Annotated in this window: 5 protein-coding genes; 4 read left to right on the forward strand and 1 reads right to left on the reverse strand. The window is 75.7% G+C overall.

Going from position 1 to position 8,280, the window contains the following annotated elements; genetic code table 11:
- Positions 1-96: 96 nt before the first annotated feature.
- On the reverse strand, positions 97-729 hold the full coding sequence (locus ACRYM6_RS22755) for a MarR family winged helix-turn-helix transcriptional regulator (protein ID WP_432545170.1): 633 nt from the start codon (positions 727-729) through the stop codon (positions 97-99).
- 348 nt (positions 730-1,077) lie between these two features.
- On the opposite strand from ACRYM6_RS22755, the gene uvrA reads away from it, so the two are divergent.
- From uvrA to ACRYM6_RS22775, 4 genes are all read left to right on the forward strand, one after another.
- Positions 1,078-3,948, forward strand: coding sequence for an excinuclease ABC subunit UvrA (gene uvrA, locus ACRYM6_RS22760; protein ID WP_432545174.1), 2,871 nt, complete (start codon positions 1,078-1,080; stop codon positions 3,946-3,948).
- A gap of 221 nt (positions 3,949-4,169) precedes the next feature.
- Positions 4,170-5,423 carry a hypothetical protein gene (locus ACRYM6_RS22765; RefSeq protein ID WP_432545171.1) on the forward strand — a complete coding sequence of 418 codons (1,254 nt, stop codon included), beginning with the start codon at positions 4,170-4,172 and terminating at the stop codon, positions 5,421-5,423.
- A gap of 40 nt (positions 5,424-5,463) precedes the next feature.
- Positions 5,464-6,774, forward strand: a complete 1,311-nt coding sequence (locus tag ACRYM6_RS22770; RefSeq protein ID WP_432545172.1) for a glycosyltransferase — start codon at positions 5,464-5,466, stop codon at positions 6,772-6,774.
- Complete coding sequence (locus ACRYM6_RS22775; RefSeq protein ID WP_432545173.1) at positions 6,771-8,135, forward strand: FAD-dependent oxidoreductase; 1,365 nt, start codon at positions 6,771-6,773, stop codon at positions 8,133-8,135. Before ACRYM6_RS22770 ends, ACRYM6_RS22775 begins: the two co-directional genes overlap by 4 nt.
- The last annotated feature ends 145 nt before the right edge of the window (positions 8,136-8,280 follow it).

Consider the following 8,280-nt stretch of genomic DNA (forward strand, 5'->3'; position numbering starts at 1 on the left):
GTTGGTGACCTGACGGGGGCGCGGGGGGGGGTGGGCGCGGCGGGGGGGGCGGCGGCGCGGCCCCGGCGGCCGCGCCCCCCCCCCCCCCCGCCGTGCTCAGCCGTCCTGCGGGGCGCCGCCCAGTCCGGGCACGGGGGAGACGCTGCCGGTGCGGCGCAGGTGCTCGAACAGCGTCGTGCTGATCTCGCGCAGCTGCTGCAGCTGCGTGGCGGACAGCTGGTCGAACAGGGTGCTGCGCACCGTCTCGACGTGCCCGGGGGCCGCGGCGCGCAGGGCCTGCATCCCCTCCTCGGTGAGGACCGCGAGGAACCCGCGCCCGTCGGTGGGGCAGGAGCGGCGCTGCACCCAGCCGCGTTCCTCCATGCGCGCCACCGCGTGCGAGACGCGGCTGCGGGAGGCCAGCGAGGACTCGGCGAGCTCGCTCATCCGCAGCGACCGGCCGGGCGCCTCGGACAGCCGGACCAGCATCTCGTAGTACGTCAGGACGATCCCCGAGTCGTGCTGCAGCTGGCGGTCGAAGCGGTCCAGCAGCAGCTGGGTCGCCGACAGGAAGACGCGCCAGGTGACCTGCTCCTCGTCGTCGAGCCAGCGGGTGCCGCCCCGGCCGGCGACGTCCGCCGCGCCGGGGGTGGGTCCGGGGGTGGCCTCGGGGGTGGCCTCGGGGGCGTCCTCGGGGGCGCTCCGGTCGGCGGCGGCGGCGGGGTGCGGGGCGGTCGCGGGGAGGGCCATGCACCGAGCGTAAGCAGAACGCTCAACCACCAGCGTCCCCCGAACGGTTGATCCAGGCCCGCGGGGACGCCTGTCGGGCCCGTGACCTGCGCGGTCGCCCCGTCGCGGGCGTCCACCGGGCCGCTCCGGGCCGACCTCGGGCCGCCGTCGAACAGCCGTCGAACAACCGCGCGGGCGCTCGTGTCGGAGGTGGCGCCTAGGGTTGGGCCCGTGGCTTCTCGGACCCCTTCCCCGCGCACCGGCACGTCCCCCCGCACCACCGCTGCCCGCACCACCTCCCGCCGGCCGTCGGCGGCCGCGGCGGCGGCGCGCCCGGTCGCGAGCGCCCGGGTCCCCGGCGACCGCCTCGTGGTGCGCGGGGCGCGCGAGCACAACCTCAAGGACGTGTCCGTCGACCTGCCGCGCGACAGCCTCGTCGTCTTCACCGGCCTGTCCGGGTCGGGCAAGAGCTCGCTGGCCTTCGACACGATCTTCGCCGAGGGCCAGCGCCGGTACGTGGAGTCGCTGTCGGCCTACGCCCGGCAGTTCCTGGGGCAGATGGACAAGCCCGACGTGGACTTCATCGAGGGTCTGTCGCCGGCCGTCTCGATCGACCAGAAGTCGACCTCGCGCAACCCCCGCTCGACGGTGGGGACGATCACCGAGGTCTACGACTACCTCCGTCTGCTGTTCGCCCGCGCCGGGCAGCCGCACTGCCCCGTCTGCGACGAGCCGGTCGGGCGGCAGACGCCGCAGCAGATCGTCGACCAGCTGCTGGAGATGCCCGACGGCACCCGCTTCCAGGTCCTGGCCCCCGTCGTGCGCGAGCGCAAGGGCGAGTACGCCGAGCTCTTCCGCGAGCTGCAGGCCAAGGGGTTCGCCCGCGCCCGGGTCGACGGGGACGTCGTCCCCCTCGACAACCCCCCGACGCTGCAGAAGCGCCTCAAGCACACCATCGAGGTCGTCGTCGACCGGCTCGTCGTCAAGGACGGCGTCAAGCGGCGCCTGACCGACTCGGTCGAGACCGCGCTGGTGCTGTCGTCGGGGCTGCTGGTGGCCGACCTCGTCGACGTGGAGGGCCCGGAGGGCGAGCGCCGCTTCTCCGAGAAGATGGCCTGCCCCAACGAGCACCCGCTCGAGCTCGACGAGATCGAGCCCCGCTCGTTCTCCTTCAACTCCCCCTTCGGCGCCTGCCCGGAGTGCACCGGCATCGGCACCCAGCTGGAGGTCGACCCCGAGCTCGTCGTCCCCGACGAGGACCTGTCCCTGAAGGAGGGCGCCATCGCGCCCTGGGCGTCCGGCTCGGCCGACTACTTCGACCGGCTGGTCACGGCGCTGGCCGACGACCTGTCGTTCTCCGTGGACACGCCGTGGCGGGCCCTGCCCAAGCGGGCCAAGGACGCCCTGCTGCACGGCAAGGACCACCAGGTCCACGTCCGCTACAAGAACCGGTGGGGCCGGGAGCGGTCCTACTCCACCGGCTTCGAGGGGGTCGTGGAGTTCGTCAAGCGCCGGCACGCCGAGACCGAGTCCGACTCCTCCAAGGAGCGGTACGAGGGCTACATGCGCGAGACCCCCTGCCCGGCGTGCCGCGGCGACCGGCTGAAGCCGACCTCGCTGGCGGTCAAGCTGGCCGGCCACTCGATCTCGCAGATCTGCGCCATGCCGATCGACGAGTGCTCGCGGTTCCTGGACGCCATGCAGCTCGCACCGCGCGAGAAGAAGATCGCCGGGCAGGTGCTCAAGGAGATCCAGGCCCGGCTGGGGTTCCTGCTCGACGTCGGCCTGGACTACCTGTCGCTGGCCCGCCCCTCGGGCACCCTGTCCGGCGGCGAGGCCCAGCGCATCCGGCTCGCCACCCAGATCGGCTCCGGCCTGGTGGGGGTGCTGTACGTCCTGGACGAGCCGTCGATCGGGTTGCACCAGCGCGACAACCGCCGCCTCATCGACACCCTCACCCGGCTGCGCGACCTGGGGAACACCCTCATCGTCGTCGAGCACGACGAGGACACCGTCCGCGTCGCCGACTGGATCGTCGACTTCGGCCCCGGCGCGGGGGAGCGCGGCGGCGAGGTCGTGCACTCGGGGGACCTGGAGGGGCTGCTGGCGAACCCGAAGTCGCTCACGGGGCAATACCTGTCCGGGGCGCGCGCCATCGAGGTCCCGGCGCAGCGCCGGCCCTCGGACGGGCGCACGCTCGTCGTCACGGGGGCCCGCGAGCACAACCTCAAGGACGTCACGGTCGAGTTCCCCCTCGGCCAGCTCGTCGCGGTGACGGGCGTCTCCGGCTCGGGCAAGTCCACCCTGGTCAACGACATCCTCTACACCGTCCTGGCGAACCGGCTGAACGGCGCCCGCCGCGTCCCGGGCCGGCACAAGTCCGTGCAGGGGCTGGAGCACCTCGACAAGGTCGTGCACGTCGACCAGAGCCCCATCGGCCGCACCCCGCGGTCGAACCCGGCCACCTACACCGGCGTCTTCGACCACATCCGCAAGCTCTTCGCCTCCGCGCCGGAGTCGAAGCTGCGCGGCTACCAGCCGGGCCGGTTCTCCTTCAACATCAAGGGCGGCCGCTGCGAGGCGTGCGCGGGTGACGGCACGCTGAAGATCGAGATGAACTTCCTGCCCGACGTGTACGTCCCGTGCGAGGTCTGCCACGGGGCCCGGTACAACCGGGAGACCCTGGAGGTGCACTTCAAGGGCAAGACCATCGCGCAGGTCCTCGACATGCCCATCGAGGAGGCCGCGGAGTTCTTCGCGGCCGTCCCGGCCATCGCGCGGTACATGACGACGCTGACCGAGGTCGGCCTGGGCTACGTGCGCCTGGGCCAGCCGGCCACGACGCTGTCCGGCGGGGAGGCGCAGCGCGTCAAGCTCGCCTCCGAGCTGCAGCGCCGTTCCAACGGCCGCACCATCTACGTCCTGGACGAGCCGACGACGGGGCTGCACTTCGAGGACATCCGCAAGCTGCTCGGGGTGGTGCAGGGCCTGGTCGACAAGGGCAACAGCGTCCTGGTCATCGAGCACAACCTCGACGTCATCAAGTCCGCCGACTGGCTGGTGGACATGGGCCCCGAGGGCGGCAGCGGTGGCGGGACGGTCATCTGCACGGGCACGCCCGAGGAGGTCGCGGCGAACCCCGACAGCTACACGGGGCAGTTCCTCGCGCAGGTCCTGCCGGCCGCCGCCACCGCGGCGGCGACCGCGGGGACGCGCCGCCGGAGGGCTCGCGCCAGCTGACGACCCGGGGGCGGTCGGGGCTGCGCACGGTCCCGATCGCCTACTGCCGGTGAGTTTTTCGCCGTTGCATCCTCGACGCTCGGTGATCCGCTGAAACCCTTCGTGTTTGTTCGGGGCAACCGAGGAAACCCCCACCGGCGACCCCCCGCCACCTGCCACACTCGGCGCCGATCACAGCCGACCGACCGGGGGGTCACGGCTGCCGCGACGAGGGGGGACGGATGAGCCAGAGCACCACCGACAGCACGCGCACCACCGACGAGGGCCGCACCCTGGGGGCCGTGCCGCGCCCCCGCAGCACCGAGGCCGTCCCCGCGCTGGAGGCGGCCCGGCGCGGCGTGCGCTGGCTGCAGCGCTCCGGCATCCAGAGCGACGGCGGCGGGTACCACTCCTGGTTCGACCGCACCGCGGAGGTCTACCCCTTCGAGTACTCCGAGGTGACCGGCTACCAGGTCACCCTCGGCGCCTGGCTCGCCGCCCGCGGGGACCTCGCCCTGCGCGAGGTGGCCCTGGGCGACGCCGAGCGGGCCGTGCGGTGGCTCGCCGCGGCCGTCCAGCCCGTCCCCGGCGCCTTCCGCTGCCTGGAGGCCTCCGCCGCGGTCGGCCGCTTCGCCGGCAAGGCCGATCGGCTCTACACCTTCGACGCGGGGATCATCCTGCAGGGCCTGGTCGCCCACCACGTCGCCCGCGCGGCCGAGGGCGGCAGCGCCCTGGCCCTGCGCACCGCCGTCGACACCGGCGAGTGGCTGCTGCGGCACGTCGACGCCGACGGCGTCGTCCAGCCCTGGCCCGCGACCCCGGAGGCGGGGGCCTGGCAGGACGCGCCCGCCGACTGGTCGACCCGACCCGGCGTCCACCACGCCAAGATCGGGATCGGCCTCGCCGCCCTCGGCGAGGTCACCGGCGACGAGCGCTTCACCCGCGCCGCGCTCGCCGTCTGCCAGGACGCGCTGCGCCACCAGACCGAGTCGGGGCGCTTCGTCACCAACCCGGTGGCCGGCACCACCAACCTGCACCCGCACTGCTACGCGGCCGAGGCGCTGTGGGCCGTGGGGACCGCCACCGGCCGCGAGGACCTCCTCGCCGCCTCCGAGCGCGCCACCCTGTGGGCCCTGGCCACCACCGACCGCGACGGCCTGCCCCCGCGCCGCGCCGGCGCCGACGACGCCGGGAGGACCGGTGTCGTGCGCCACCCCCGCGTCGACGCCGTCGCCCAGGTCCTGCGGCTGGCTGCCCTGCACTCGGTCCACGGCACCCGCGCCGCCCAGCGGCTGACCACCACCCTCCTCGCCCGGCAGGTCGACGCCCCGGGCGAGCCCCGCGCCCACGGCGGCTTCGCCTTCGGGGCCGGCACCGACGGCACCCCGCTGCCCCACGCCAACGTGTGGGTCACCGCCTTCGCCGTCCAGGCCCTCGTCCTGGCCGCCGGTGAGCGCCGCGGCACCGCGGTCCTCGACTGGCGCCACCTCGTCTGAGCCGGGGGACGCGAAGCACGTGGCTCGGATCCTGCTCCTGATGACACGACCGCTGGCCGGCGCCGGCGGTCGGGGACTGGTCCTGCGGACCATCGTCGACTCCCTCACCGGTGCCGGCCACGAGGTGGTCTGCGCCGTCGTCGGCGGCCCCGCCGAGGTCGTCCCCGTCGACCGGTCGGTCGCCACCCACCGGCTGCCCGACGTCCGCTGGTGGGAGGTCGCCGGCCCGGCCGCCGCCCGCCGCGGCCTGCGGTCCTTCAACGAACGGCTCTACTACTCGCCGCGCGTCCAGCGGGCCGTGCGGCGCATCGTCGACGTCGAGCGCATCGACGCCGTGGTCGCCGACGGCGTCCGGCTGGCCCCGTACGCCGAGGACTCCGGGCGGCCCTGGTTCGTCGACCTCGACGACCTGCTGTCCGACCGGTACGACCTGTGGCGCTCGCGGTCGATGGACCTGCACCAGCTGCTGGGGCACCGCCGGCCCACCTCGGCCGTGGCGTCCGCGCTGCTGCGCCGGGTGCCGGTCGGGCGCGTCCTGGCCTCCGAGGCCCGGCGGTTGCGGGCCCGGGAGGACGAGCTGGCCCGCACCGCGCACGGCACGTCGCTGGTCTCCCCGACGGAGGCGGCGCGGCTGTCCGAGCGCGTCGGGGCGCCGGTGCGGTCGCTGCCGATGGCGGTGACCGCCACCGTGCGCCGGCAGTGGACCGGGGGCGCCGCGCTGGACCGGCGGCTGGCCTTCCCCGGGTCGTTGACCGCCTTCGCCAACGAGGAGGCGGTCCGCTGGTGGATCGAGGAGCTGGAACCGGCGCTGCGGGCCGACGGGCTCGAGGGCTGGCAGCTGCACGTCTTCGGGGAGGTGCCGGAATCGGTGCGGCCGCGGGTCACGGCCCCCTCGGTGGTGCTGCGCGGCTCCTTCGACCGTGAGCGCCTGCACACCGAGCTCGTCCAGCACGCCTTCCTGCTGGCCCCCCAGCGCGAGGCGCTGGGGCTGACGGTGAAGGTCGTCGAGGCGGCCGTCCTGGGACTGGTGCCGCTCACCACGCCGCAGGGCGCCTCGGGGATGGACGTCGCCCACGGGGACCAGCTGCTGCTGTTCCGCGACGGCGAGGGTCTGGCCCGGGTGCTGGCGACGCTGGAGCGGTGGGCCGCCGAGGGCGGTGAGCAGACCGCGCAGCTGGCCGAGCGGGCCCGCACCTGGGCCCGTCGCGGGTTCGCCGCCGAGGTCCTGACCGACCGCTGGGCGGCCGTGGTGGACCAGCTCCTCGGCACCCCGGCCGCCGGGGCCGGGCCGAGCGGCCCCGGCGCCCCCGGTGGTGCGGACGACGTCGTGGACGAGGGGAGCCGGCGGTGAGCACGGTGAGCGTGGCGCAGGTCCACGGGCGCAGCGACGCCGGCGAGCCCGTCGTCGTCATCGGCGCCGGGCCCGCCGGGCTCGCCGCGGCCGAGCACCTGCTGGACGCGGGGGAGCAGGTCGTGGTGGTCGACGGCGCCCCCGGCGTCGGCGGGTTGAGCCGCTCCGTGGAGCTGTGGGGGCACCGCTTCGACCTGGGCCCGCACAGCTTCCTGTCGTCCTCCCACCCCGAGTCGGTCCGCCGCTGGCTGGACCTGGCCGGTGCCGCGGGGGGAGTGGAACGCACCGAGGCGGTGCGCGCGGCGGTCTGGCGCGGCCGGGTCGTCGGGTTCCCGCCCCGTCCCGGGGACGTGCTGCGGACCGCGGGGGCGGGGACCACCGCCCGGCTGGCCGCGGGGAGGGTCACCGCCCGGCTGCCCCGTCCCCGCTCCGCGGTGGACTCGGCCCACGCCGTGCTCGTCGCGCAGCACGGCGCCGCGCTCGTCGAGGAGCTGTTCGTCCCGTACTGCCGCAAGTACCTCGGGGTCCACCCCCGGGAACTGTCCCCGGCGTTCGCCGACAAGCTCCAGGGCACCCGCCGCGGGTGGGACGGCCCCGTCGAGCTGCTGACCCCCACCGCCGGCACGGGAGCGGTGTGGGAGGAGCTGGCCCGCCGGCTCGTGGCCCGCGGAGCCCGCCTGCTGCTGCGGACCGCGGTCGTCGGGCTGGACGCCGAGGACGGGCGCATCACCGCGGTGCGGCTGCGCGACGCCTCGGGGGAGTCGGCGCTGCCGGCCCGGGCGGTGGTCTCCAGCGTCCCGGCGCCGGTGCTGCTGCGGTGGCTGCCCGGGACCAGCGCGCCCGCCGGACCGGTCCTGGGCTCGCGCGACACCTACCTCGTGCACCTGCTGCTGGAGGGGGCGCCGCGCACCGGCGCGGTCGGCCAGGACAGCCACTACGTCACCGCCTACGACGAGTCGGTGCGGGTGGGGCGCCTCTCGAACACCCGCGCGTGGCGGCCGGCGGCGTTCCGCGACGAACCCCGCACCGTCCTGTGCGCGGAGTTCTGGAGCTCCGGGGACGACGACCTGTCGGCCCGCTCCGACCACGAGCTGTCCTCGCTGGCCATCGCCGAGCTGCCCCGGTTCGGCGTCGACCCGCGGGTGCGGGTGCTCGACCACGACGTGCTCCGGCTGCCCCGCAGCGTGCCGGTGCTGACCCGCGGGGTCGAGCAGGCCCGGGCCGCGGTGGACACCCAGCTCGACCGGTTCACCAACCTCGCCCGGGTGGGGCGGCACGGCCGGCACGACTGGGACGGTCAGGAGGACTCCCTGCTGACGGGGCGCTCCATCGGCGCGCACGTCCTCGCCGCGCAGGGCTGACCACCCTCCCGCCGGGGGGGGGGGGGGGGGGGGGGGGGGGGGGGGGGGGGGGGGGGGGGGGGGGGGGGGGGGGCGGGGGGGGGGTGGTGGGGGGGGGGGTGGGGGGGGGGGGGGGGGGGGGGGGGGGGGGGGGGGGGGGGGGGGG

The organism is Kineococcus rugosus (assembly GCF_050871975.1).
Taxonomy (GTDB): Bacteria; Actinomycetota; Actinomycetes; order Actinomycetales; family Kineococcaceae; genus Kineococcus.